Here is a 23,602-nt window from a genome sequence, read left to right as displayed (position 1 = left end):
CGTAGCTACCGACCAGTTCTTATGCGCTGCGCCCGAGTTCCCGCGGTGCTGCGTGCTCGACACCGTCGGAATGCAATCGCTCGGCCTCCTCGGCCAACCGCGCCTGCAGATCCGCGACAGTCAGATGAATGCGGTTGGGCCGCGGCCGCACCAGCATGGTGACCACCGCTGCGATCATGGCGACAACAAGTACGACACTCACAATCACGATGACACTCATGGTCGTCCGCTCCAGACGCCGCACATCAATCGAGAACCGCACGAAGTTGGAAGCCCGCCGGGATATCCCCGGTATGGAAGTAGGTGGCGAATATCTCGGCCGCATATTCGGCGTCGAAGATCTCGTCGGGGTACACGCGCATCGGCTCGGTTCCATTCGGCACGTCGACGCCCGGGTGGCCCACCCGATCGCCGGGCAGGCCGAGCAGGTAGCGGCGCGGCGTCCCGTCGGCCCCGGTGCACAGCTCGATGACCAGCACGTCGGCCGAGCCGATGCACTCCACGTAGTTCCTGCCCGGCGTGGCACTGAGCGTCGCCGTGATCTCGGATGCGGGCATCGGATGCGGGAGCCGGGTGAGATTCACCGAATAGGAATCGAATCCGTCCAGTCGGCGCAGCGGGCGCAGGAAGTTGATCACGGAGTCGTCTGGACCGATGAAGACCCTGAGTCGATTGCTGTAGGTGAATCGATGGGTACTGGTCATCGGTTCCGCTGGCGGACTACCCGCTTCGGTGCCCAACCCGAGTGCGGTACGGGCACGCACCGAACGTCGAACATTCATAGGAAACCCGCCTATTGCCGTAGTTATTGGCTAGCTAACTCAGCATTGCGGTTATCGAGCCGATATGGAAGCTATTGGTGACTGTGACACATCACGGATTCATTGCGGTTTAATGTGAGCTACCTGGGTTGTTGGGGCGCAAGCGAATATCGCGCCGCACCGCTGAACGTGCGGTACCGCGCGGCTGCCCCGATCTCCACTTGGTTGCCAAAGGGTTTCCGGCGGTCGAACTTTTCAGCGTCGGAGGCCTGAGGTCGATCTCGGCTCTGCATCATGCCGGTACACCGGTGTGAGCAGATCCGCATCGACCGGTTCACCGGTGGAACGGTCGTAGCGCACCGCGACCAGCACCGAAAACAGATGTGTCGCAGCGCGTTCGTGCAGGGTCGCCAATCTGGTTGCGAGCAAACGGATTGCGCCGAGCGAGCCGGGCGGATGCAGACCGTCGATGATCAGCGCCGTACCACGCCCATCGGGACGCGGGAGGCGCGCGACATAGGCAATATCGTGCGGCTCCGGACCGCCCGGCCGGTATATCCGCCTGGCCGCCCGATCCTCGATGCCGCGCCGGGCATCTCCTGCCCGCGCGACCGCACGCCGCAATCGCGGATCGGCCGCGATGAGCTGACGAATACTGGGCGAGAGTTCGGGCCCGCCGAGCACGATCAGCCCCTCGCGATTCAGGTCGACGGGTCGGCCCGGCAGGAAGTGTTCGACCGCTGCGGTGAAGCCGAGTTCGCCCAGTAGCTCCACCAGCCGTTGTGCCGCACTCGGATCCGGCGCACCGAGCACTCGGCCGCCGCGCACCTCCGGTGCGATTACCGTGAGCGATCCGTGTCCGAAAAACAGACCTTCCGGTGCGGGCCCCTGGGTACTCACCTGATGGATCCGCGCGCGGGAAAGTCCCGCCGCCGCACCGATTCTGGCGAAGGTCCAGCCTTCGGCATGAAGTTCCCTGATCACCGCCCTGCGGATCCGGGTCAGCTCATTGATGGTCTGCTGGGCCGCCGCCACCCCATCAGTGGCTGCCTTGAGTCGCTCGACTTTATCTTCGATCGCGAAAACGCGCGCCACGTCATCGGCCGACATGTGCGAAGTCTAGACATCTCGACACGATCAAGCGTCTAGTCTGCTTGACGTAACAGACTCGTTGCGACCCTTGGAAACCACAACGGAGCGAGTCTTACGGGCGACCGTTCGCGGCCCGTCGCATGTCCGAGGAGTCGAAGCGCATGCGCCGAAGTTTGCGAGTCTCGACTATCGGGCCCGCGTGCATCAGGGCCGGATGTCTCGCATAACCGCCCGCAACGGAGCGAGTCTTAGGGGTCCCGCCGCAGGCACGGCAAAGGTAACTTCACGTCGCGTCGGTATCGATCGGTGGACGTTCGTTGTGCTCCAAGGGCTTTTCGAACTTGGGCATCGGGTAGTCCGGCATGCCGCTATTGGTGCCGAGCAGGTCCTGCTTATCCGGGATCGCCTTCTCGAATTCGCGGAAAACCGAATCGTCGCCATTCAGAAGATGTTTGGTGACCATCTGGCGCGGCGACATCTGGCGCAACTCGTTCAGGTCGGCCAGCGGCTTACGCAGGTCCTCGAATTCGGGTCCGAGTTCCTGCTGCAGCTGCTGGGTCGCACCGCTGGCGTAGTCGCGGACCTTGCGCAGGCTCTGCGTGGTCCAGCGAATCGCCCCGGGCAGTCGCTCCGGGCCGAGGATCACGAGGGCGGCGACGAGGAGGATGATCATCTCGCCCCAGCTGATGTTGCTGAACACGAGTCCAGGCTACCTGGGCCGACGTTGCCGAGCCGCTCGGGATTGCATCCGCGGCTCAGTCCGATTCCAGGGTGACCGGCACGTCCACCTGCCTGCCATCGCGGATCAACTGCACGTTCACCGTCTCGCCGATCTTGCGCTGCTGTACCGCGACCACCAGCTCGTCCGGACCGGTCACCTCGCGATCGCCGATCTTCACGATGACGTCGTTCTCGACGATTCCGGCCTTGGCCGCGGGTCCGCCGGGTTCCACATCGGCAACGGCCGCACCGCTCATCACATCGTTTGCGACCTGCTTGCTGCGGGCACTGAGACCGATCTTGGGGTGGTGCACCTGGCCGTCGTGGATCAGGGCCTGCGCGATATTGGTCACCATATCCACCGGAATCGCGAAGCCGAGGCCGACCGAACCGCCGGTCTCACTGCGGATCGCGGAATTGATGCCGATTACCCGGCCCTCCATGTCGACCAGTGCGCCACCGGAGTTACCCGGGTTGATCGAGGCGTCGGTCTGCACCGCGTCGATGACGGCCTTCGTATCGCTGCCCTCACCGGACAGCGCCACGGGACGGTGCAGGGCACTGACGATGCCGGACGTGACGGTTTTGCTCAGGCCGAGCGGCGAACCGATCGCGAGCACGTCGTCACCCACCTGGACGTCCTTGGACTTGCCCAGATTGGCGACAGTGAGATTCTTCACATCGACCTTCAGTACCGCCAGGTCGGTCTTCGGATCGCGTCCGACGATATTGGCGGGCACCCGACTGCCGTCGGAGAAGGTCACCTGAATGGCGGCCCGGTTCGACTTGTCCTGTGCCGCCATCGAAATCACGTGATTGTTGGTCGCGATATAGCCCCCACCGTCGATCACCACGCCGGAACCGGTCGCGCCGTTGTCGCCGACCGTGACCCGGATCGAGACGACCGAGGGCAGCACCGCATTGGCCACTTTCGCGATCAGACCGTGCGGACGCTCGACCTCACCGGACTGCTCCAAAGTGACCTTGCGTGAGGTCAAAGGGGACGTCGCCTCCGCGGTCAACCGGCCGACCAGGCCGCCGAGCACACCGATGGCCAGCGCGACGGCCGCGAGCAGGGCCAGCGCCTTGGGCGCCACCCGGGAACCGAAGAGCACCTCCCTGGCCGCGAGCTTGCGCGCCTGGGGCAGCGATGCGGGACGCGGGGTAGCGACGGCGGGTGCGCCGAGGCGTGCGGCGGCATCCGGATCGCGCCACGGATCGGCCGGACCAGCCACGGGTGCGCCGGTATCAGCGGCGTCCGGATCACGCTGGAGGAGTTCGGTGGAGCCTTCCGGGCGTCCGAAGGCCTCGGCGAGTACCGCGTCGGGCGGGCTGTTGTGCAATTCCGGACCGACCTGCGGCACAGCCGAACCGGTCGACCTCGGCTGCTCGCCGAAGGAACCGGACTGGCCGGTGGGGCGGCGGAATGCGCTCGCCGTGTGATTGTCCACATGGGGGCGGTAGACCGGGCGCGGTCCGAGGGTCGGCGCATCCGACGGCCTCAGGGGGGTGGTAGCCGGCGGAGCCGGCGGGGCGGGTGAATCCAGCTTCCCCCGGGCTGCCGAATCGTTCGTGTCGCCTGCGGAGGGCCGCGATTCCGACGGCCCGGAATTCGTCGATTCGGTGGTCACTCGGCAAACTCTACTTGCGCCACCAGGTGGTCCACCGGGTCGCGGTGAACGAATCGGTCAGAAATCCGAAAACCGCCTCGTTTCGGGAGCTTCCGGCGGGCGGCCGGGCGGTGGCGCTCGTCGCGCCGCCGGGCAGTTCGGCGAGCGGAATGCGGGTGAGGCTGTCGTGCAGATCGGTCGGAATCGACACCTGACCGGCCCGACGCAGTGCGATGCGCGCCTGCTGCTGTGCATCGACCTCCGCCGCGCATTCGGGGCACACGGAAAGATGTTGGGCGGCACGCAGATAGGCATTCATCCGCAGTTCGCCGTCCACATAGGCCGCGATCGCCTCGCTGGCCAGATGCTCGGTGGGACGGAAACGGGGACGACCTGACGTGCTGGCGTCGCCACTCATTCAGTGCTCACCCTTCCAACCGACTCATCCACTTCTGCGCTCGACCGGACGGATATCCGGCCGCCGGGTGCTTACGGCTCGCGCCGGATCACCCCAGGTTCGCGTCAGCGGCGAACCGCTGCTCACTTCCATTATGCGCAAGGTAGTCGCGCAGCGCCTGACGGCCGCGGTGGATGCGGCTACGCACGGTGCCGAGTTTGACACCGAGGGTCGCACCGATCTCTTCGTAGGACAGACCCTCGATATCACAGAGCACGACCGCCGCGCGGAACTCCGGAGCCAACGAATCCAGGGCGGATTGCAGGTCAGGATCCAGGCGAGCGTCGTGATACGCCTGCTCCGGGCTCGGGCCCTCGGCGGGCACCCGGTCGTAATCCTCCGGTAGCGCCTCCATCCGGATCCGGTTGCGCCTGCGCACCATGTCCAGGAACAGATTTGTGGTGATGCGGTGCAGCCAGCCCTCGAAGGTGCCCGGCTGGTAATTCGACAGTGAACGGAATACCCGGATGAAGGTTTCCTGGGTCAGGTCATCGGCGTCCTGAGCGTCGCCGGAAAGTCGGTAGGCCAGCCGGTACACCCGGTCGGCATGTTCGCGGACCAGCTCGTCCCAGGACGGCATCGCGGAACGATCGCCCGTCGCGTCGAAGGCCGCAGTGCCGGTCAGCTCGAGTTCGTTGATGTCATCGTCGTGCATTTCGGCCTCCGTCGGGAGAACTTGCGCTGCTTCCGTCGGGAGAGCTTGCGCTGGCAGGGTGGCGAACTCGCGCGCCGCCCCGGCGTGAGCGACGTCCCAGGAGGCGGTAGCTGGCGTAGCCACGGAGGGCACCGGGAGCGCCGAAAATGACCCTCTGTCCATGTGGATGGTGATACCTCCTACTCGAGACCGTGGCTGCGGATCTAGTGGCGATCCGGGTCTCGGATCGTCATGGACGGTTACAACAGTCGATCGGTATGTCGTTGTTCCCGCGCCCCGTGCCGCGGTCGGCTGGTCTTGCTTGCCCATACTCTTTCTTCCCTCGATATGCCGAGGGTGAGGGGATCCTGAGGGACACCTGAGAATCCGCCCCCGCCCCCGACAAACAATTAATCGCACGGCCACGGGATAACGCTTCACCGATGAGCCAAACTTGCGACTTCGTGCCCTAGATTCATAGGCGTGGCATCGAATCTGGAGCGAAATCTCTCCTACGTGGAGGAATCCGTCGTGGAAGACGAGGTCCTCGTCAGCGCGCGTGAGCGGGCCACTGAACTCGGTGCGTTACCCGTACCACCCTCGGTCGGCGCCCTGCTGAGCATGTATGCCCAGTTGCTGAGCGCACGCGCGGTGGTCGAGGTGGGGACGGGCGCGGGGATCAGCGGGCTGTGGCTACTGGATGGCATGCGCGAGGACGGGACCCTGACCACGATCGATTCCGAACCCGAGCATCAGCGGGCGGCCAGGGAGGCATTCCGCACCGCCGAGATCCCGCCCGCGCGTACTCGGTTGATCAACGGCCGTGCCCTCGATGTACTGCCCCGGCTCGCCGACGGTGCCTATGACCTGGTGTTCATCGATGCGGCTCCGCTCGAGCATCCGCAATACGTCACCCAGGCCGTGCGGCTGCTGCGCGCGGGTGGCGCGATCCTGCTGCACAACGCGCTGCTCGGCGGCCGGGTTCCGGACCAGACCCAGCGCGATCCCGCGACCCAGGCCGTGCGCGCCGCGACCAGGGCGATCGCCGAGGATCCCGAACTCACCAGCGTGCTGATCCCGGTCGGTGACGGTCTGCTCTGCGCATCGCGCGGCTAGTAACTGTTCGGCTATTCATAAACGTTGGGCGCGTTCGGATTTCGTCAGCCGGGCGCTGATTTCGCCGCCCCCGGACGGGTATTCGAGCTCATGCCAGGTTCGACGACGGCAAGGTATGCCCATGTGGGAGCGCGGAATCCAGATTCTAGAAATCGGCCATATCGGCCACGCGATCAATGCGGGACGAGAACGCGGCGGTTGTCTGCTGCCCGCACTCGGCCTGCTGATTTTCATCATGGTGCTGGCCGTGGTGGTGCTGGTGTGGGTCAGTAATGCTGATTTCGGCACCGAGCGGACAAAAGTCCCGCTGACTCCCGGTCCGTGCGAACCGTTCTGCACCGTCACGCCACCACAGCCCGGTCCGGGATAACCGCCGGAAATATTTTGCGCGAAACCGCCGCCGACGGGGTATCCAAGGAGTAGAGGATGTCCCAGGGGGCCATCGGGGAGAGGTTCAGCGTGTTTCGCGATGATAATGATCGTGACCCGATCAACTGGGGCCGGTCGGCGATCATTCTTGTGCTGGTGCTCGGTATCGCCGTTGTGCTGATGCTAATGGTCGTCACCGCCGATTTCGGCGATAAGTCGCCGGCCACCACCGTGCCGAAAACACCCGGCGCCTGTGCGCCGTTCTGTCCATCGAAATCGCAGTAGCGATTTCGGCTAGACCCAGACGCCCTTGCCGACGGTCACCACGCCGCCGTTGCTGACCGCGAAGCGATCCCGATCCCGATCCAGATCCACGCCGATGATCTCGCCTTCGCCGACGACCACGTTCTTGTCCAGAATCGCGCGCCGCACCACCGCGCCGCGCCCGATCCGGACGCCGGGCATGATCACACTGCCCTCCACGGTCGCGCCGTCGTCGACCATGACATTGGAGCTGAGCACCGAATTGCGTACGGTCGCGGCCGAAAGGATGCAACCGGCGCCGACCACGCACTCCTGCGCGAGACCACCCTGCGCGAACTTGGCCGGCGGCAGATTCTCCGCCGCACCGCGAATGGGCCAGTGCTTGTTGTAGAGGTTGAAGACCGGATGCACCGAGACCAGATCCATATGGGCCGCGTAGAAGGCATCGATGGTGCCCACATCGCGCCAGTAGCCGCGGTCGCGCTCGGTGGCGCCGGGCACCTCGTTATCGGCGAAGTCGTAGACCGAGGCCTCGCCCGCGGCGACCAGCGCCGGGATGATGTCGCCACCCATATCGTGATCGGAATCGGAGTTGTCGGAGTCCGCGCGGATCGAATCGACCAGCACCTTGGTGGTGAAGACGTAGTTGCCCATCGAGGCGAAGGTGACGTTCGGATCGTCCGGTGTGCCCGGCGGATGCGCGGGTTTTTCCAGGAATTGGGTGATTCGTCCGGACTCGTCGGAGTCGATGCAGCCGAACGCGCTCGCCTCGCTGCGCGGCACGCGGATGCCCGCGACGGTGACGCCCGCACCGGAGTCGATGTGGTGCTGGACCATCTGCTCCGGATCCATCCGGTACACGTGATCCGCGCCGAAGACCACGATGTAGTCCGGATCCTCGTCGTAGATCAGGTTGAGCGACTGCATGATCGCATCGGCGCTGCCGGTGTACCAGCGCGGACCGAGCCGCTGCTGGGCGGGCACCGGCGTGATGTATTCACCGGCGAAACCCGATAGTCGCCAGGTCTGCGAGATGTGCCGGTCCAGTGAATGCGATTTGTACTGGGTGAGCACACACAGGCGTAGATAGCCCGCGTTGACGAGATTGCTGAGTACGAAGTCGATCAGTCGATAGGCACCGCCGAAGGGAACTGCTGGTTTCGCCCGATCCGCGGTGAGGGGGAACAGGCGCTTACCCTCGCCACCGGCGAGCACGATCCCGAGTACGTGCGGCTGGCTCCTCACACCTGCCAAACTACCGCGCGAGGCGGGTACAGGTGGCCCATGCCGAAGTGAACGTCTAGTTTGAAGCCGTGAGTTTCGGCACGGGCGGCGGGGGTGCGGGGGCGGGAGCCGGCGATCACGACCGGCTGCGCGTTGCTATGTTGACGCGCGAATATCCCCCCGAGGTGTACGGCGGGGCAGGTGTCCATGTCACCCAGTTGGCCGCGCAGTTACGGCAGTTGTGCGAGGTGACCGTGCACTGCATGGGTGTGCAACGCACCGATGCCGTGGTGCACCAACCGGATCCGATGCTCTACGCCGCCAATGCCGCGATGCAGATGATGTCGGCCCAGCTACGCATGGCCGATGCCGCCGGTGACGTGCACGTGGTGCATTCGCATACCTGGTACACCGGGCTCGCCGGACACCTCGCGGCGTCCCTCTACGGCATCCCGCACGTGTTGACCGCGCATTCTTTGGAGCCGCGGCGGCCGTGGAAGGCCGAACAACTCGGCGGCGGCTACCGGCTCTCGTCCTGGTCGGAGCGCAATGCCGTGGAATATGCCGACGCGATCATCGCGGTGAGCGAAGGTATGCGTCACGATGTGCTCGACGCCTATCCGACGATCGATCCGGACCGGGTGCACGTGGTGCACAACGGCATCGATGCGACCGTCTGGCATCCGGGACCGTCCGCCGAGGGATCTCGCCCGATTCTGGACGAATTGGGTGTGCGGACCGATCGGCCGATCGTGGCCTTCGTTGGTCGCATCACCCGGCAGAAGGGCGTCGGGCATCTGCTCGCCGCCGCCCGCGAATTCGATCCGGAGATCCAGTTGGTGCTGTGCGCGGGCGCGCCGGACACCCGCGAATTGGAAACCGAGGTGGCCGCGGCCGTCGCCGAACTCAGCGCGGCGCGCGGCAATGTGTTCTGGGTGCGCGAAATGCTGCCGACCGAGCAGATCCGCCAGATCCTGGCCGCGGCCACGATGTTCGTCTGCCCTTCGGTTTACGAACCGCTGGGAATCGTGAATCTCGAGGCCATGGCATGTGCGACCGCGGTGGTCGCCTCGGATGTCGGCGGCATTCCCGAGGTGGTGGTCGACGGACAGACGGGTCGTCTGGTGCACTACGACGCGAATGCGCCGGAGCAGTACGAACACGAGCTGGCGGAAGCGGTCAACGAGGTCGCCGGTGATTCGGTGCTCGCCGCCGAATTCGGGACGGCCGGACGACACCGTGCCATCGCTGAATTCGACTGGCTGCAGATCGCCGCCCAAACCGTTGCGATCTACGACCAGGTTCGCAAATTCTGACGTTGGTAGGTCCAGACCTGGACCGAGGCGGTTACCTCGAACGTGTCCGGTAGGGCATCCAGGTGGTTGGTCGCGTGGTGGGCGGACGGGCCCATCGCCACCACGTTGCGAATATCGGTGCGGCTGAGTTGCATCCGATATTCGACGACGGTGCGGTCTACCGCGTCGAAGTGGCCGGACATGGCGTCGGTGAGACGGCGTTCCTTATCCGGATCGACCGTAACCATGCCGAGTGGCCGGATAAGTTCAGCCAGGTGGCGTGGGGTAGGTGTGGCGACGACGAAGCGGCCATCGGAAGTAAGAACCCTGGCGACCTCGCTCGGATTACGTGGTGCGAATACCGAAACCACCCGCTGCAACGCACCATCTCGAACCGGCAGTCCGCGCCAGGCGTCGGCCAGTACCGAGGCGGCACGCGGATGGGCGCGGGCGCAGCGTCGGGCCGCGGGCTTGGCCACGTCCAAGGCGATCCCGACGGCCGGGACGGCATCGAGCACGGCGGCCAGGTAGTAACCGGTTCCGGCACCGACCTCGAGCACGGCGGCACCGTCGAGCACCGGATCGTCGGCCGCGACGGCCATGGCCACCGCATCGGCGATCGGCGCGAAATGTCCCCCGACCTGGAACGCGGCACGCGCGTCCAGCATCGCCGACGTATCGCCGGTCATCTTCGTCGACGCACCGGTCAACAGACTGACGTAACCCTGTTTGGCGATGTCGAAACTGTGCCCGCGTCCGCAGCGCAGCACCCGATCTTGCGACTCCATTTCGGAACCGCAATCGGGACAGGCCAGCAGACCGGCCACATCAGCGAGTGTGGGATTAGCTGGTGACACTCTTCAGTTCGTCACCGAGCGCTGCCGCTTCATCCGGCGTGAGCTCAACGACCAAACGCCCGCCACCCTCGAGTGGAACCCGCATCACGATTCCACGCCCTTCCTTGGTTGCCTCGAGGGGACCGTCCCCGGTGCGGGGCTTCATGGCCGCCATCCTCTGCTCCCTCCAGATCTGCGCGATATGCTGCGCACTTTCTTGGAACTCCAGTTGTCACCAACTAGTGAGCTCGCCGGCATTTGGCGAGCTACACCCGTCCCATTCTTCCCTATCGCCGGAGTGGACGGATACCTGAGTTCGAAATGTGACCGCTCGGCCTGTGTTGGGCCGTCCTCGTCAGACCCAACAATCGACCAAGTGGTCATCGACCATTCCGGTCGCCTGCATCAACGCGTAGGCGGTCGTCGGACCGACGAAGCGGAACCCGCGCCGCTTCAATTCTTTTGCCAGAGCTATGGATTCGGGGGTGGTCGCGGGCACCTCGGCAATCACGCGCGGACGCGGCCGGGCGGCCGGTGCGAAGGACCAGCTCAACTCGTCCAGTCCGATATCGAGGTCGGCGGCCACTCGGGCGTTGGCGATCGACGCTTCGATTTTGGCCCGATTGCGGACGATACCGGGATCGGTCAATAGCCGCGCCACATCGTCATCCCCGAAGGCGGCGACACGCTCGATCGAGAACCCGGCAAATGCGCTACGGAAGGCCGGACGCTTACGCAGAATGGTGATCCACGCCAGCCCCGATTGGAATGCCTCGAGACACATCCGCTCGAACATTGCGTCATCGCCATGCAGCGGTTTGCCCCATTCGTTGTCGTGATAATCCCGGTAAAGCTGGGACCCCTCCGACCACGGACAACGGATCTTCCCATCGGACTCGGTCGCCGCCGACCCGGACACGGTTTCTGCCGTCATTACTGGCCCACCCCGAACCGCATGTGTTGCTGCGCGGACGGGCCGTGCTGCGTTCCCGGGACTTGGTCTGCGGCTGGGTGGTGCTGTGCGTTCGGGGACTGCTGTGCAGCCGGGACTTGCTGCGTCGTCGGGGGTTGCTGCACGGTCGGGGACTGTTGCGTCGCAGGGACTTGCGGTGTGCTCGAGACTTGGCCTGTGGCTGGGGGTTGCTGTGCGGCTGGGGCCTGCTGTGCGATTAGGCCATGCTCGACGCCTGGGGCTTGCTGGGCAGTCGGGAGTTGCAGCGTCGTCGGGGGTTGCTGCACGGTCGGGGACTGTTGCGTCGTCGGGGGTGGCTGTGTGCTGAGGACTTGGCGTGCCGCTGGGGTCTGCTGTGCGGTTAGGCCGTGCTCCACGCCCGGGACGTGCTGTGCAGCTGGGACTTGCTGCACGGTCGGCGTCTGCGATGCGGTTGGGACTTGCAGTGGGCTCGGGCCGTGCTGTGCGGCCGCCTGCGGGGTGGCAGTGGGCTGCGTAGTTGGCGGCTGGGCGATCGCGCTGTTCTGCGGGACGGTCGTGGTCTGCCCGGCAGTCGGCAGTTGGGGTGGGGCGACTGAAGGCTGTGCGATCGGCGCCGCTTCGGTTGAGCCGTTCGGTCGACTGGTCATCGGCTGCGGCGGGGCGGCTGATGGCTGTGCGGTGAGTGTTTGGGTTGTGCCGGTCGGCGGGGTGGTCAGCGGATGTGGTGGCGCCGCAGGCGGCTGGACGGTCGGTGTCTGCTGGGGAACCGAGCCGTTCGGCGGGGCAGTGGGGGGCTGGACGGTCGGGGCTGGGGGCTGGGTGATCGTGCCGGTCGGTGCTGGTTGAGCAATCGTGTCGTCCGGCTGGAGGGGTGTGGCGTGCCGAGCACTCGGCGGCTGGGGCGGGGCGGCTGATGGCTGTGCGGTGGGTGTTTGGGTTGTGCTGTTCGGCGGGGTGGTCAGGGGATGCCGTGGGGGCGCAGGTGGCTGGACGGTCGGTGTCTGCTGGGGAATCGAGCCGTTCGGCGGGACAGTGGGGCCCTGGGGCGGCCGGACGTTCGGGGCCGGGGGCTGGGTGGTGGTGCCGTTTTGCGCGGTCGGTGCCTGGGGCTGTTGGTATGGCGGGCTCGGCTGGGCTGGCTGCTTCGGCAGCTCGACGCTCGGGGCATGAGTGCCGCGCGCTTCGGCCAGTTGGAGTTGCAGCTCGTCGATTCTGGCGGCGAGGCGGGTCAGCGCCCAGTCGACTTCACCGGCCTTATAGCCACGTACCACCTGTTGGAAGCGCAGGGCGCGCACATCCGCGCCACTGATGCCCTCGGCGGGCAGCACGGTCGCCGTTGTTCCCTCGGGCAGTGGTCCGAGTTCCTCGGCTCGCCCGAAGACCGCACTGGCGAGCAGGAACAGCACCGCGGCGACCAAGCCGACAATCAGCACGTACAACAGCAGGGTGAGCATGTCCCCGAGCTTATTGGCCCACGCCGACACCTGACATCCGCCCGCCCGCGAAAATTGGACCTCGAATTGCGGCGACCATGTCATCGGCAGCCCGAGCTGCAAATCGCCCCGTCCATCCGAGTCGACGCATTGCCTGGGCCTGACCGTCATCGCGATGGCGCCGCGGGGGCGTTGGACCTCGAATTGCGAGCGACCATGTCATCGGCAGCCCGAGCTGCGCATCGCCGCGGTCCATCCGAGTCGACACAGGGCCTGGGCCTGACAGTGGCCACGCCATCGCGATGGCGCCGCAGGGGCGTCGGCAATATCACCCCGCTTCGTTACTGTGGCGCACTCTGACGGCGCGAACCGCAGTGACAGCTGTGGCGCCCGGGTGGCAGCTGTGCGCGGCGGTGACGAGCGGCCCCCGGTGACGGTGCGGCCCTGCGGCCCGCCCAGTGACAGCTGTGCCCTGCAGTGACATGTGGGACGGTCCGCGTTTGACAGGTGCGCAGCGGTTACAGTGTGGTCCGCAGTGATAGGTGCGCCTCGGGCCACAGGTGGCGTGTCGTGCCGATTCTGAGCGGCGTGCGTGCGAGTGTCGGCGTGCCGGAGGAATGAGGTGGTCGCGGATACCGCCGCGTTGTGTCGATTCGGTGCGGCGTGCTTGGGAGTCGTGAGTTTGTCCGCAGCGGGTTAGTGGCCGGTGTGGCCTGTGGTGACAAGTGGCGCTTGTGAGGTGGACCGCTGCGTCGTGTCGATTCAGGGTGGCGTGCCTGAATTCGTGTCGGCGCGTCGTGGTTTGTCGGCGGCAACGTCTCAGCCGCAGGTATGGCCTCTGGCTAGAGGTGGCGTGTCGTGTCGATTCCGAGTGACATGCCTGCGAGTCCGCGGCGCCGCACCGCGAGTTTGTCGGCGACCTCGAGTAGTGCCTTCGCAGCCGGATTCTCCGGATCGCACAAGACGATCGGGGTGCCCTCGTCGCCTGCTTCGCGCAGGCGCTGTTCGATCGGAATCTGGCCCAGCAGTGGCACGTTCGCTCCGACGGCTCGGGTGAGGCGGTCGGCGACGGATTGGCCGCCGCCGGAACCGTAAAGGTCCATTCGGGTGCCGTCGGGCAGATCGAGCCAGGACATATTCTCGATGACGCCCGCGATCCGCTGCCGGGTCTGCAGCGCGATCGCACCGGCGCGTTCGGCGACTTCGGCGGCCGCGGGCTGCGGGGTGGTGACGACCAGGATCTCCGCATTCGGGATCAGCTGTGCGATGGAGATCGCGACATCGCCGGTGCCGGGGGGCAGGTCCAGCAGCAGTACATCGAGATCGCCCCAGAACACATCGGCGAGGAACTGCTGCAGTGCCCGGTGCAGCATCGGACCGCGCCACACCACCGGCGTATTGCCCTGGGTGAACTGCGCGATGGAGATCAGCTTCACATTGTGCGACTGCGGCGGCATGATCATCCGCTCGACCTGAGTCGGGCGCGCGTCGGTTCCGAGCATCCGCGGAATCGAGTGGCCGTAGATATCCGCGTCGAGCACACCGACGGACAGTCCACGCGCGGCCATCGCGGCGGCGAGATTGACCGTGACACTGGACTTTCCGACGCCGCCCTTACCGGAGGCCACCGCGTACACGCGGGTGAGCGAACCGGGCTGGGCGAATGGGATCACCGGATCGGCGGAGTCTCCGCGCAACTGCTTGCGCAGATTGGTGCGCTGCTCATCGCTCATCACATCGAGGTCAACCGTGACCGCGCCGACGCCCGCGACGTCGGCCACCGCCTTGGTGACCCGCTGGGTGATCTCGGTGCGCAGCGGGCAGCCCGCCGTCGTCAGGTACACCTCGATATGGACATTGCTATCGGCACCGATCGCGATGCTCTTCACCATGCCCAGTTCGGTTATCGGTTTACGGATCTCCGGGTCGTCGACCTTCGCGAGGGCTCCCCGCACATCCGCTTCCGTTACCACTGGCATGGCACGAATTTTACGTTGTGTCAGATTCGCGGCAGGTCACCGGGCTTGGGTGCGATGCCGGAGGCGTAGGACCCGGCCCACGCCATGACATTCGCGACATAGGCCATGGAGTTGTTGTAGCGCAGGATTGCACGGGTCTGCTGGGTGAGATCGCGCATATTCAGCCCGCCGTCGCACAGGTACCGCCCTGCGGTCAGTGCCGCGTCGAACAGATTCTGCGGATCGGCGATGCCGTCGCCGTTGCCGTCGGCGCCGTAGCGCTTCCAGGTCTCCGGCAGGAACTGCATCGGGCCGATGGCCCGGTCGTATCCACTGAGTCCGTCCAGCGCGCCCCCGTCGGTATCGCGAATGACGTGGTTGCCCGAGAGGCTGCCGTCGAGCACCGGGCCGTAGACCGGTGTCAGCGGATTGCCGTCCGCATCGGCCTTACCGCCGAAGGCGTGCGTCGATTCGACCCGACCGATACCGGCGAGCATGGACCATGGCATTCCGCAGACCGGATTCTCGGCGGCGAGTATGTTTTCGGCGTTCTGATAAGCCGCGACGGCGACGCCGGGAATGCCGAGCGGGCCGGATGGCAGGGCAGCCGGTTGCCTACCATCCGGCAGCGCAACGGTTTTCACGATCGGCGGTGCACTCGGTGCCTGCTTTGCCATTGCGTTCGCGACGAATTCGGTCGCCGCAGGTTCCGCGGCGACCGAAAGTCTCGCCGCTTGGTCGTCTTGATCGTCCCCCGGAATGTGTTGCAGGACAGAAGATGCGGTCGGATCGCCGGTGCCCGCGGACGCGGCGACAGCCACCAGTCCAGCGGGAACCAATCCGGTCAATGCGATAACGGAACTGCGCTTGATCGTCGCTGGCGACTGCTTTCGGTGACGCCCCACTGTGCGGTGACCCTCCCATTGACTCGATAACGAGCCCTTCGTGATGGACGAAGAAGAGAGTACCGCATCCGAGACCTTTTTGTTACTGCTTCGTTATCAGGTCTCGGTGTGGCGTAGTCCGTTAGCTATCGGCCCTGGTCTCAGCCCTGCGGGGCCGGTGCGGGCGCGGGCAAGGGGATCACGATGCCGAACGGCAGCGTAATGCCCGGGGCGGGCGGCGGGGTGGCTGTCTCGGTCTGCGTCGGCTCCGGAGCCTCGGCCACGCCGGGCTCGGGTGTCTTCTCCGGGGTGCTCTGCGGCGCTTCGCCCGGCGACTGCGCCGGATTCTGCGGATTCGGTGCGGGCACGGGCTGGGCCGCATCGGGTTGGGCCGGAGTGCAATTGGCGGGTTGCTGCTGCGGCTGCTGCTGATCCGGGTGCTGCTGGTCCTGCTGCCCGGGATCCTTCGGCTCACCGTTTTCGGCAGCACCGAAGGTCTGCGCGGGTGCGATGGGCGACTGTGCCGGATCGCCGGGTGCTGGCAATTGCGCCGGAGCCACCTGCTGCGGATCGCACGGCGGCTTGGGTACCGGCCGCGGGCAGAAGATGCCACACGGGATCGGCGGCAGACCGGGAATGGTGATCATCACCTCGGTCGGTGTCGGGATGATCACCGTGTTCGAGGGAAGTTCGGGCTTGGTTGTTGTGGTCGTCGGTGCCGCCGAGGATGCGGCCAGCATGTCCGGGCCCGTGGTGATCGGCGCGGTACCCGGCGGGATCAGGTCGGGAGAGATATTCACCTGGCTGGGCGTGCCGCCGGTGCGGTAGGCCGCCGACCAGCTCAGCACATTGGCGGCGTAGGCGAGGGAGTTGTTGTAGCGCAGCACCGCACGCAGTTCCTGCTGCGGATCGCGCAGATTCAACCCGCCCGAGCACAGGTACTTGCCCGCGGCGAGCGAGGCGTCGAAGACATTGTGCGGATCGGCGACACCGTCACCGTTGCCGTCGGCGGCGTACCGGCTCCAGGTGCCGGGCAGGAACTGCATCGGCCCGATCGCGCGCACCGCACTGCCGTCGGCCGCCTTGATCACCTCGTTGCCCGGTAGCGAGCCGTCCAGCGCGGGTCCGAAGATCGGCGTCACGGTGGTGCCCGCCGCATCGGTGCGTCCGCCGCCCGCGTGCAGCGATTCGATCCGCCCGATTCCGGCAAGCAGGCTCCACGACAGACCGCAGCCCGGCATCGAGGATTCCAACGCGAGTTCGGCATTGCGATATGCCGCGAGCACGATTTCCGGGATGCCGAGTGCGCCGCCGGTCGCGGGCAGGGCGATGTCGTGCAACGGCACCGAACCCGCGAACGGCGGGGTGCCATCGGCAAGCGGAGTCATTGCTCGAAGTTTGCGGGGTGCTTCCGGCGTTACCGAAAGGAGACCAACTGTCCGGGACAATGCGGCGTCGCTGGTGTTGCCGGATGTTCCGTCGGTGCCGGACGCGCCGGTTGACGCCGCGAGCAAGGCCTCGGGGGCGGTGTCGGGAGTGGTGGTCCGCGTGGCATTGGTACCCGAGCCGGTGGCCACAAGACCAGCGACGACCAGGGCCGAGACGGTTATCGGAGCAGAGATTCGCATTCGGCCACACCAATCCTCTACGTCGTGAGAGCGCCTGTCCGGGACATCCCTGCCCCTTCGCTCGGGACAACGTCGTCCAGGTTACCCGTGGGTCAGAACGTTATTGAGCATTTCCTGTCAATCGTCAGCAACAGGCGGTGAAACCTGAACTGTGCCCTGCTTTCTGCCGGAGCTTTTCTTGCGAACGGCCTTCGCGGGTTTATCGGGGCTCGACCCCGGCTCGGATGACCCCGCGGCCTCGATCCGGTCCAGCATCTCTCGCATTTCCTCCAATTCCCTGCGCAGGTAGTCGCGCGTAGCAACCTCGCCGATCGCGATCCGCAGCGATGCGAGCTCGCGGGCAAGGAATTCGGTGTCGGCCTTGGTCTGGGCGGCGCGAGTGCGGTCCTCCTCCAACGACACTCGGTCGCGGTTGTCTTGTCTGTTCTGCGCCAACAGGATCAGCGGCGCGGCATACGCGGCCTGGGTGGAGAACGCCAAGTTGAGCAAGATGAACGGATAGGGGTCCCAGCGCAGCGCGATTACGAAGACGTTCAGCAGGATCCAGACGATTACCACCATCGTCTGGATCGCCAAATACCGTCCGGTGCCGAGGAATCGGGCGACCCGCTCACTGGAGCGGGCCAGCGCCTCGGCGTCGTAGTCGAAGCGGAACCGCGATTCCAGCGGCGTTTCCAGCCGCTGGCGCGCCGGATTCTTCTCACTCGGCATCGGCTACCCCCTCATGTCCGACGACCGCGTCGTGGCCCGTATCTTCCTGCTCGCGCCAATCCTCCGGTAGTAGATGATCGAGCACATCGTCCACACTGACCGCGCCGAGCAGATGGTTCTCCTCGTCCACCACTGCGCCGCAGACCAAGTTGTAGGTCGCGAAGTAACGGGTCACCGCACCGAGCGGGGCATCGGGACGCAGTGGGGCGAGGTCGGTGTCGAGGATGCCGCCCACCAGGTGTGCCGGTGGTTCGCGCAGCAGTCGCTGCAAATGCACCGAGCCGAGGAAGCGGCCGGTCGGCGTTGCCGTCGGCGGCCGCACCACGAACACCATGGTGGCCAGCGCGGGTGTGAGATCCGGATTGCGTACTCGGGCAAGCGCTTCGGCAACGGTGGTGGCGGGGGTCAGCACCACCGGTTTCGGTGTCATCAGACCACCCGCGGTATCGGGGGAGTGCTCGAGCAGCCTGCGGACCGGTTCGGACTCCTCCGGATCCATCAGTGCCAGCAGCGATTCGCGCTCACCCTTCGGCAGTTCGCCGAGTAGGTCGGCGGCATCGTCGGGATCCATCGCCTCGAGCACATCGGCGGCGCGACGCACCTCGAGGTGACCGAGCAGATCGACTTGGTCGTCATCGGGGAGTTCCTGGACGACATCGGCGAGTCGCTCGTCGTCGAGCGCGATCGCCACCTCGATGCGCCGTTTCTCCGGCAGTTCGCGCAACATATGCGCGACATCGGCGGGACGCAGGCCTTCGAACTGCTCGAGTAGCTGGGTGACATCCTGGCCCGGCCTGCCGATCTCGTACGGCGTCAGCCCGCTGACCTGCGACCAGTCCACGACGTGCACGGTCCGGCGGCGGCCGAGCCTGCGATGTCCGCGCACCGCGACCCTGGTCACCCGCCAGTCCCTGGTCCGGCTCTGTTCGATCCCCAGGTCGACCACGAGCACATCGACATCGGCGAGGTCGGGTAGATCCGGATCAGCAACGCGCACCGAAGAATCCACGATCTGCGCGAGGGCGAGCATCTCGCCCGGACGCTGGGTGAAGCGTCGCAGACTCACCGTGCCCGTATTCAGCGCGACAACACCGGGTTCAATTGTGGTCACCCGCAACATGGGGACGAAAATCCGCCGTCGGGACGGCAATTCGACAACCAGACCGTGCACCCTCGGTTGCTGGCGGTCGTAGCGGATGGCCACGACGACGTCGCGGATGCGGCCGATAGACTCGCCGTCCGGGCCGAGTACCACCAGCCCGGCCAGCCTGGCGACGTACACCCTGGTTGCTGCCATGGCTGTCAGGTTAGAGGGTGCGCGGACCGGTATTCGCACCATGCCACGATCGACGGGAGTGATCATGAAGCCGCGCCGCTCGGTGCTCGCCTGCCCCGGTAGCAGCAAGAAGATGATCGATAAGGCCAAGGGCTTGCCGGTCGACGAAGTATTTCTCGATCTGGAGGATGCGGTCGCACCCGCGGCGAAGGCCGAGGCCCGCGCGAATATCGTGGCCGCGCTGAACGACACCGGCTGGGGTGAGCAACTGCGGGTGGTACGGGTCAACGATTGGACCACCCAGTGGACCTACGCCGATGTGATCACCGTGGTCGAGGGGGCGGGCGCGGCGCTGGACGCGATTCTGCTGCCGAAGGTGACCGATGCCGGTCAGGTGCGGGCACTGGATCTGCTGCTCACCCAATTGGAGAAGGCCAGCGGGCTCGAGATCGGACGGATCGGTATCGAACCACAGATCGAGAACGCCATCGGGTTGCGCAATATAGATGAGATCGCCACCGCGAGCCCGCGGGTGCAGACCCTGGTCTTCGGTCCGGCCGACTTCATGGCCAGTATCAATATGCGCACGCTGGTGGTCGGTGAACAACCTGAGGGCTATGACACCGGCGATGCCTACCACCACATTCTGATGACCATCCTGCTCGCCGCTCGTGCGCACGGGCTGCAGGCAATCGATGGCCCTTACCTGCAAATTCGGGATATCGATGGATTCCGCAGGGCGGCCGGGCGCACCGCCGCACTCGGTTTCGACGGCAAATGGGTGCTGCATCCCGGACAGATCGAGTCAGCGAACGAGATCTTCAGCCCGCGCCAGGCCGATTACGATCGCGCCGAGTTGATTCTGGATGCCTACGCCTTCCACACCTCCGAAAAAGGCGGTGCGCGCGGCGCGGTAATGCTCGGCGACGAAATGATCGATGAGGCCAGCGCCAAGATGGCTCAGGTAATCGCAGACAAGGGCCGAGCGGCGGGGATGACGCGTACCACGCGTTTCACACCCCCGAACTCCGGCCAGGAATAGCAGAATAGAGATATGACGAATCCCTTGGGGAACTCGAATCGCGCGCGCCAGGGCTTGCCGACGCCGCCATCGGGCTGGCCGGTCGGCTCCTATCCGACCTATGCCGAGGCCCAGAAGGCTGTCGATTTCCTGGCCGACAACCAGTTCCCCGTGCAAGACGTGACCATCGTCGGCGTGGACCTGATGCAGGTCGAGCGCGTGTTGTACCGACTGACCTGGGGCAAAGTGATCGGCGGTGGGATTGTTTCGGGCGCGTGGCTCGGTCTGTTCCTCGGTCTGCTGCTGAGCTTGTTCACTACCAGCGGCGGTTTCGCCCCGGTGCTGGTCGGTTTGGTCGGCGGCGTCATCTTCGGCGTCATCTCCACCTCGATCCCGTACGCGGCGACCAGGGGACAGCGCGACTTCGCCTCCACCATGCAGTTGGTGGCTGGCCGCTATGACGTGCTGTGCGACCCGAAGTCGGCCGAGCAGGCTCGGGACATGCTGGCGCGGTTGGCGATCTGAGCGCATGGAGGTTGTGGACAAGGTCCGCGCCGAGGTGCTGGATCACTTCGGTGCCGCCTCGACAGGTGTCGACTCCGCATCGGTGACCTTCCTCGGTCTCGAGCCCATCGAAATCCTGCGCATTCCTGGCGGGGAACTGGTGCACTATGTGACTCTCGGCGGATCGCGTCACCCCATGGGCGATCCCGGCGACCTGCATGCCGATCCGGTGCGCGGGCCGCGGGCCGAACTGGTGCTGACGCTGCGTGCCGGGGTGGGCCCGAGTTCCGGACTCGCCCGCACCCTCGGCGTACTCGTCGCGGCTCCCGCGGTGGAAGGCGTTGTGCTGCAAGCGGATGCGCTGCTCGATCTGGGCGAGCCGATGTGGCGCGACGCGCCATTCACCGCGGTGTTGTTGGGAGACAGCGATATTCCCGAAGTCGCGCTGCCCGAGCCAGCCGAACCGGTGCGGTACTTCGCGGTGGTTCCGGTGACCGCGACCGAGGCGGCCTGGGTGCGGGTGCGCGGTGCGCAGGCATTGCGTGATGCGTGGGCGGAGGCCGGAATCGATGTGCACGATCCCGCGAGAGGCGCTGCGTCGCTGTAGTTCTCAGAGCCAGTTGTTGCGGTGGAAGTTGACGTACAGCCCTACACAGATGGCGAGCGTCACGGTGATGACGAGCCAGAAGGCCCAGGCCGATTCCAGCCCCGGTATCTGCGTGAAATTCATGCCGTAGATGCCCGCGATCATCGTCGGCACCGCGGCGATGGCGACCCAGGCCGAGATCTTGCGCATATCGGTGTTCTGCTGCACGCCGATCTTGGCCAGTGCGGCGCTGACCAATTCGCTCAGCGATTCGTCGAAGTCGGTAATGCGCTCGGCGACGGCGGTGTGGTGGTCGGCGACATCGCGCAGGTAGCGCCGAATCTCCTTGGGCAGTGGTAGGTCCGTTTTCTGGCCGAGCATTTGCAGCGGCAGCTGCAGCGGATTGACCGCGCGGCGCAGTTCGACGACCTCGCGTTTGAGTTGGTAGATCGATTCGATGGTCACGGTGGTGCGCGGGGTGAACACCTCCTCTTCCATCTCGTCGATATCGTTCTCGACCGCCTGCGCGACATCGATATAGGAGTCCACCACGTGGTCGGCCACGACGTGCAACACCGAACCGGGACCCAGCCTGAGCTGATCGGGCCTTTCTTCCAATTCCCTTCGCACACCGGCTAATCCGGTGTGCTCACCATGGCGCACGGTGACCGCGAATTTGTCTCCGGTGAAAACCATGATGTCCCCGGTCTCGACGATCTCGCTGATGCTGTGGATTTCGTGCGGGACATAGCTGACGGTGCGCAGCACGAGGAACAGGGTGTCGTCGTAGCGCTCGAGTTTCGGTCGCTGGTGGCCGTGCACGGCGTCTTCGACGGCCAGTGGATGCAGGTCGAAGATTTCGGCGATATCGCCCATCTGGTACTCGTCGGGCTGATGCAGTCCGACCCAGACGAACCCGGTGCCGCGCTTGTCGACCTCGGCCAACGCCTCCGCATGGTTGAACCGGCCGGGCAGCCGTTGGCCGTCGATGTAGACCGCGCAATCGACTATCGCGCGCGCGGTCGGCACCGGTATGCGGGGCAATTGCTTGGCCGTTCTGGCTTGGCCGCGGAACGACGGCAGCGGCGGAATCGATGGCACCGACCGATGCTACGTCGCGTGCGCGTGCACGCGCCCTGCGAGCGCACGGTATGAAAGAAGGCGTGCGCATCGACCTGCATACCCATTCGACCGCGTCCGACGGCACCGATACCCCGGCCGAACTCGTCCGCAATGCGGCGGCGGCCGGCTTGGACGTCGTCGCGATCACCGACCACGACACCACCGCCGGGTGGGTCGAGGCGGTCGATGCGCTACCGAAGGGATTGACGCTGGTGCGGGGCATGGAAATGTCGTGTGTCGGGCTCGGTGAGGACGGGTGGCCGGTGCCGGTACATCTGCTCGCATACCTCTTCGACCCGACCGATCGGTCTTTCGCCGACGAACGGGAACGTTTACGCGCCGAACGGGTCGAGCGGTTGCGCGCGATGGCCGAGCGCATGCGTGACGACGGACTACCCATCGATCCGGACGCGGTGCTGGCCTCGGCCGGACCGTCGGCGGGCCGCCCGCATCTGGCGCGTGCGCTCGTCGCGGCCGGTGTGGTGCCGACCGTGGACTCGGCCTTCACCGAATTGCTGGCACCGCACGGCCGCTACTACGCGGAGAAGGCGGATACGCCGCTGCGCCGGGCCGTCGAAATGATCGCGAGTGCAGGCGGGGTGAGTGTGCTGGCACATACCCGGGCGCGTAAGCGCGGTCGGCTGCTGGCGATCGACGATATTCGCGACCTGGCCACGCTCGGACTCGGCGGGCTCGAGGTCGATCACCCGGACCATTCCGCGGCCGATCGCGCGCTGCTCACGCAGTTGTCCGCCGAACTCGGTCTCATCACAACTGGTTCGTCGGACTATCACGGATCGAACAAAATCATTCGGTTAGGGGAATTCACTACCGATTCCGCGCAATTCGAGGAACTCGCGGGCAAAGCGACGGGTGTGCCGGTGATCGCCTCGTGAGAGTGCTGCGCGGACTCAGCGGAATCGTCGCCGGTGGGATGTTCGTGCTGGCCCTTGTCGTCATCGGTACCGCGGTAATCGCTGCTCGTCGTGGCTTTCCCGGACCCGGCGGCGAATCGGTGACGTGGCATGTGGCCACCTCGGCGATCGGCCTCGGCGCACAGATTTTTTCGGATCGGCATCGCGGTTTGGCAGCTTTTTCCGGATCGGTCGTCGTTTTTATTGTCGCCGGAATATTGCTGTGGACGCAGTGGTGGAGCTGACAAATCTG

The 23,602-nt window shown here is 65.7% G+C and carries 26 protein-coding genes and 1 pseudogene; 9 read left to right on the top strand and 18 right to left on the bottom strand.

All coding sequences use genetic code 11. From position 1 onward, the window contains the following. Positions 1-19 precede the first annotated feature (19 nt). The 7 genes from ACQP2U_RS35325 to sigE all read right to left on the bottom strand — a co-directional run bounded on the left by ACQP2U_RS35325 (position 20) and on the right by sigE (position 5,418). On the bottom strand, positions 20-220 hold the full coding sequence (locus ACQP2U_RS35325; RefSeq protein ID WP_433711478.1) for a hypothetical protein: 201 nt from the start codon (positions 218-220) through the stop codon (positions 20-22). Positions 221-245: 25 nt separating this feature from the next. Continuing rightward, positions 246-782 (bottom strand): hypothetical protein, encoded by a 537-nt coding sequence (locus ACQP2U_RS35320; RefSeq protein WP_433711477.1) that lies wholly within the window; start codon positions 780-782, stop codon positions 246-248. A gap of 234 nt (positions 783-1,016) precedes the next feature. Continuing rightward, complete coding sequence (locus ACQP2U_RS35315) at positions 1,017-1,871, bottom strand: hypothetical protein (RefSeq protein WP_433711476.1); 855 nt, start codon at positions 1,869-1,871, stop codon at positions 1,017-1,019. Between the two features lie 265 nt (positions 1,872-2,136). Continuing rightward, the gene (gene tatB, locus ACQP2U_RS35310) at positions 2,137-2,553 is read right to left on the bottom strand and encodes a Sec-independent protein translocase protein TatB (protein ID WP_397035938.1); all 417 of its coding nucleotides are present in this window, start codon (positions 2,551-2,553) and stop codon (positions 2,137-2,139) included. A 55-nt stretch (positions 2,554-2,608) separates the two neighbouring features. Further along, positions 2,609-4,204 carry a S1C family serine protease gene (locus tag ACQP2U_RS35305; RefSeq protein ID WP_433711475.1) on the bottom strand — a complete coding sequence of 532 codons (1,596 nt, stop codon included), beginning with the start codon at positions 4,202-4,204 and terminating at the stop codon, positions 2,609-2,611. Positions 4,205-4,214: 10 nt separating this feature from the next. Then, a complete protein-coding gene (locus tag ACQP2U_RS35300) occupies positions 4,215-4,601 on the bottom strand; it encodes a hypothetical protein (RefSeq protein ID WP_397035940.1) in 387 nt (128 codons plus the stop codon). An 88-nt stretch (positions 4,602-4,689) separates the two neighbouring features. Further along, positions 4,690-5,418, bottom strand: coding sequence for an RNA polymerase sigma factor SigE (gene sigE, locus ACQP2U_RS35295; RefSeq protein ID WP_433711474.1), 729 nt, complete (start codon positions 5,416-5,418; stop codon positions 4,690-4,692). Between the two features lie 339 nt (positions 5,419-5,757). Here sigE and ACQP2U_RS35290 point away from each other — a divergent pair, with 339 nt between their 5' ends. From ACQP2U_RS35290 to ACQP2U_RS35280, 3 genes are all read left to right on the top strand, one after another. Next, on the top strand, positions 5,758-6,390 hold the full coding sequence (locus ACQP2U_RS35290; RefSeq protein ID WP_397035943.1) for an O-methyltransferase: 633 nt from the start codon (positions 5,758-5,760) through the stop codon (positions 6,388-6,390). 121 nt (positions 6,391-6,511) lie between these two features. Further along, positions 6,512-6,760, top strand: a complete 249-nt coding sequence (locus ACQP2U_RS35285) for a hypothetical protein (protein ID WP_433711473.1) — start codon at positions 6,512-6,514, stop codon at positions 6,758-6,760. A 56-nt stretch (positions 6,761-6,816) separates the two neighbouring features. After that, positions 6,817-7,044, top strand: coding sequence for a hypothetical protein (locus ACQP2U_RS35280; RefSeq protein ID WP_433711472.1), 228 nt, complete (start codon positions 6,817-6,819; stop codon positions 7,042-7,044). A 9-nt stretch (positions 7,045-7,053) separates the two neighbouring features. On the opposite strand, the gene glgC is transcribed toward ACQP2U_RS35280, so the two are convergent. Further along, complete coding sequence (gene glgC, locus ACQP2U_RS35275) at positions 7,054-8,268, bottom strand: glucose-1-phosphate adenylyltransferase (RefSeq protein ID WP_364344358.1); 1,215 nt, start codon at positions 8,266-8,268, stop codon at positions 7,054-7,056. Between the two features lie 125 nt (positions 8,269-8,393). On the opposite strand from glgC, the gene glgA reads away from it, so the two are divergent. Next, positions 8,394-9,563: a glycogen synthase gene (glgA, locus tag ACQP2U_RS35270; RefSeq protein ID WP_433716685.1), complete on the top strand. Its 1,170-nt coding sequence runs from the start codon at positions 8,394-8,396 to the stop codon at positions 9,561-9,563. Here glgA and ACQP2U_RS35265 read toward each other — a convergent pair. From ACQP2U_RS35265 to ACQP2U_RS35225, 9 genes and pseudogenes are all read right to left on the bottom strand, one after another. After that, positions 9,539-10,369 (bottom strand): putative RNA methyltransferase, encoded by an 831-nt coding sequence (locus tag ACQP2U_RS35265; RefSeq protein WP_433711471.1) that lies wholly within the window; start codon positions 10,367-10,369, stop codon positions 9,539-9,541. The two genes, glgA and ACQP2U_RS35265, sit on opposite strands and share 25 nt — an antisense overlap. 16 nt (positions 10,370-10,385) lie before the next feature. Further along, a complete protein-coding gene (locus ACQP2U_RS35260; protein ID WP_011211259.1) occupies positions 10,386-10,553 on the bottom strand; it encodes a DUF3117 domain-containing protein in 168 nt (55 codons plus the stop codon). Positions 10,554-10,733: 180 nt separating this feature from the next. Next, on the bottom strand, positions 10,734-11,312 hold the full coding sequence (locus ACQP2U_RS35255; RefSeq protein WP_433711469.1) for a DNA-3-methyladenine glycosylase I: 579 nt from the start codon (positions 11,310-11,312) through the stop codon (positions 10,734-10,736). A 1,184-nt stretch (positions 11,313-12,496) separates the two neighbouring features. Further along, positions 12,497-12,766: pseudogene (locus ACQP2U_RS35250) on the bottom strand (DivIVA domain-containing protein); the annotation flags it as partial. A gap of 821 nt (positions 12,767-13,587) precedes the next feature. Next, positions 13,588-14,724 carry an Mrp/NBP35 family ATP-binding protein gene (locus ACQP2U_RS35245; RefSeq protein ID WP_433711468.1) on the bottom strand — a complete coding sequence of 379 codons (1,137 nt, stop codon included), beginning with the start codon at positions 14,722-14,724 and terminating at the stop codon, positions 13,588-13,590. A gap of 20 nt (positions 14,725-14,744) precedes the next feature. Further along, positions 14,745-15,608, bottom strand: coding sequence for a lytic transglycosylase domain-containing protein (locus ACQP2U_RS35240; RefSeq protein WP_433711467.1), 864 nt, complete (start codon positions 15,606-15,608; stop codon positions 14,745-14,747). 140 nt (positions 15,609-15,748) lie between these two features. After that, complete coding sequence (locus ACQP2U_RS35235) at positions 15,749-17,215, bottom strand: lytic murein transglycosylase (protein ID WP_433711466.1); 1,467 nt, start codon at positions 17,213-17,215, stop codon at positions 15,749-15,751. 117 nt (positions 17,216-17,332) lie between these two features. After that, positions 17,333-17,926, bottom strand: a complete 594-nt coding sequence (locus tag ACQP2U_RS35230) for a DUF1003 domain-containing protein (RefSeq protein WP_433711465.1) — start codon at positions 17,924-17,926, stop codon at positions 17,333-17,335. After that, complete coding sequence (locus ACQP2U_RS35225; protein ID WP_397035959.1) at positions 17,916-19,223, bottom strand: magnesium transporter MgtE N-terminal domain-containing protein; 1,308 nt, start codon at positions 19,221-19,223, stop codon at positions 17,916-17,918. Before ACQP2U_RS35225 ends, ACQP2U_RS35230 begins: the two co-directional genes overlap by 11 nt. A 64-nt stretch (positions 19,224-19,287) precedes the next feature. Here ACQP2U_RS35225 and ACQP2U_RS35220 point away from each other — a divergent pair, with 64 nt between their 5' ends. From ACQP2U_RS35220 to ACQP2U_RS35210, 3 genes are read left to right on the top strand one after another with little or no spacing between them, the layout of a single operon-like run. Then, positions 19,288-20,244: an HpcH/HpaI aldolase/citrate lyase family protein gene (locus ACQP2U_RS35220; RefSeq protein ID WP_433711464.1), complete on the top strand. Its 957-nt coding sequence runs from the start codon at positions 19,288-19,290 to the stop codon at positions 20,242-20,244. 12 nt (positions 20,245-20,256) lie between these two features. Further along, positions 20,257-20,748 carry a general stress protein gene (locus ACQP2U_RS35215; RefSeq protein WP_433711463.1) on the top strand — a complete coding sequence of 164 codons (492 nt, stop codon included), beginning with the start codon at positions 20,257-20,259 and terminating at the stop codon, positions 20,746-20,748. Between the two features lie 4 nt (positions 20,749-20,752). Beyond that, positions 20,753-21,334, top strand: coding sequence for a suppressor of fused domain protein (locus tag ACQP2U_RS35210; RefSeq protein ID WP_433711462.1), 582 nt, complete (start codon positions 20,753-20,755; stop codon positions 21,332-21,334). A gap of 3 nt (positions 21,335-21,337) precedes the next feature. On the opposite strand, the gene ACQP2U_RS35205 is transcribed toward ACQP2U_RS35210, so the two are convergent. Then, positions 21,338-22,414 carry a magnesium and cobalt transport protein CorA gene (locus ACQP2U_RS35205; protein WP_433711461.1) on the bottom strand — a complete coding sequence of 359 codons (1,077 nt, stop codon included), beginning with the start codon at positions 22,412-22,414 and terminating at the stop codon, positions 21,338-21,340. Between the two features lie 62 nt (positions 22,415-22,476). On the opposite strand from ACQP2U_RS35205, the gene ACQP2U_RS35200 reads away from it, so the two are divergent. Then, positions 22,477-23,331: a PHP domain-containing protein gene (locus ACQP2U_RS35200; RefSeq protein WP_433716684.1), complete on the top strand. Its 855-nt coding sequence runs from the start codon at positions 22,477-22,479 to the stop codon at positions 23,329-23,331. Further along, positions 23,328-23,594 carry a hypothetical protein gene (locus ACQP2U_RS35195; protein ID WP_040695075.1) on the top strand — a complete coding sequence of 89 codons (267 nt, stop codon included), beginning with the start codon at positions 23,328-23,330 and terminating at the stop codon, positions 23,592-23,594. The genes ACQP2U_RS35200 and ACQP2U_RS35195 overlap by 4 nt, the downstream gene beginning before the upstream one ends. Positions 23,595-23,602: the final 8 nt, after the last annotated feature.

Source organism: Nocardia sp. CA-084685 (assembly GCF_050955785.1).
In the GTDB taxonomy this organism is placed as follows: domain Bacteria; phylum Actinomycetota; class Actinomycetes; order Mycobacteriales; family Mycobacteriaceae; genus Nocardia.
This window is presented reverse-complemented; position numbering and strand designations above follow the sequence as displayed.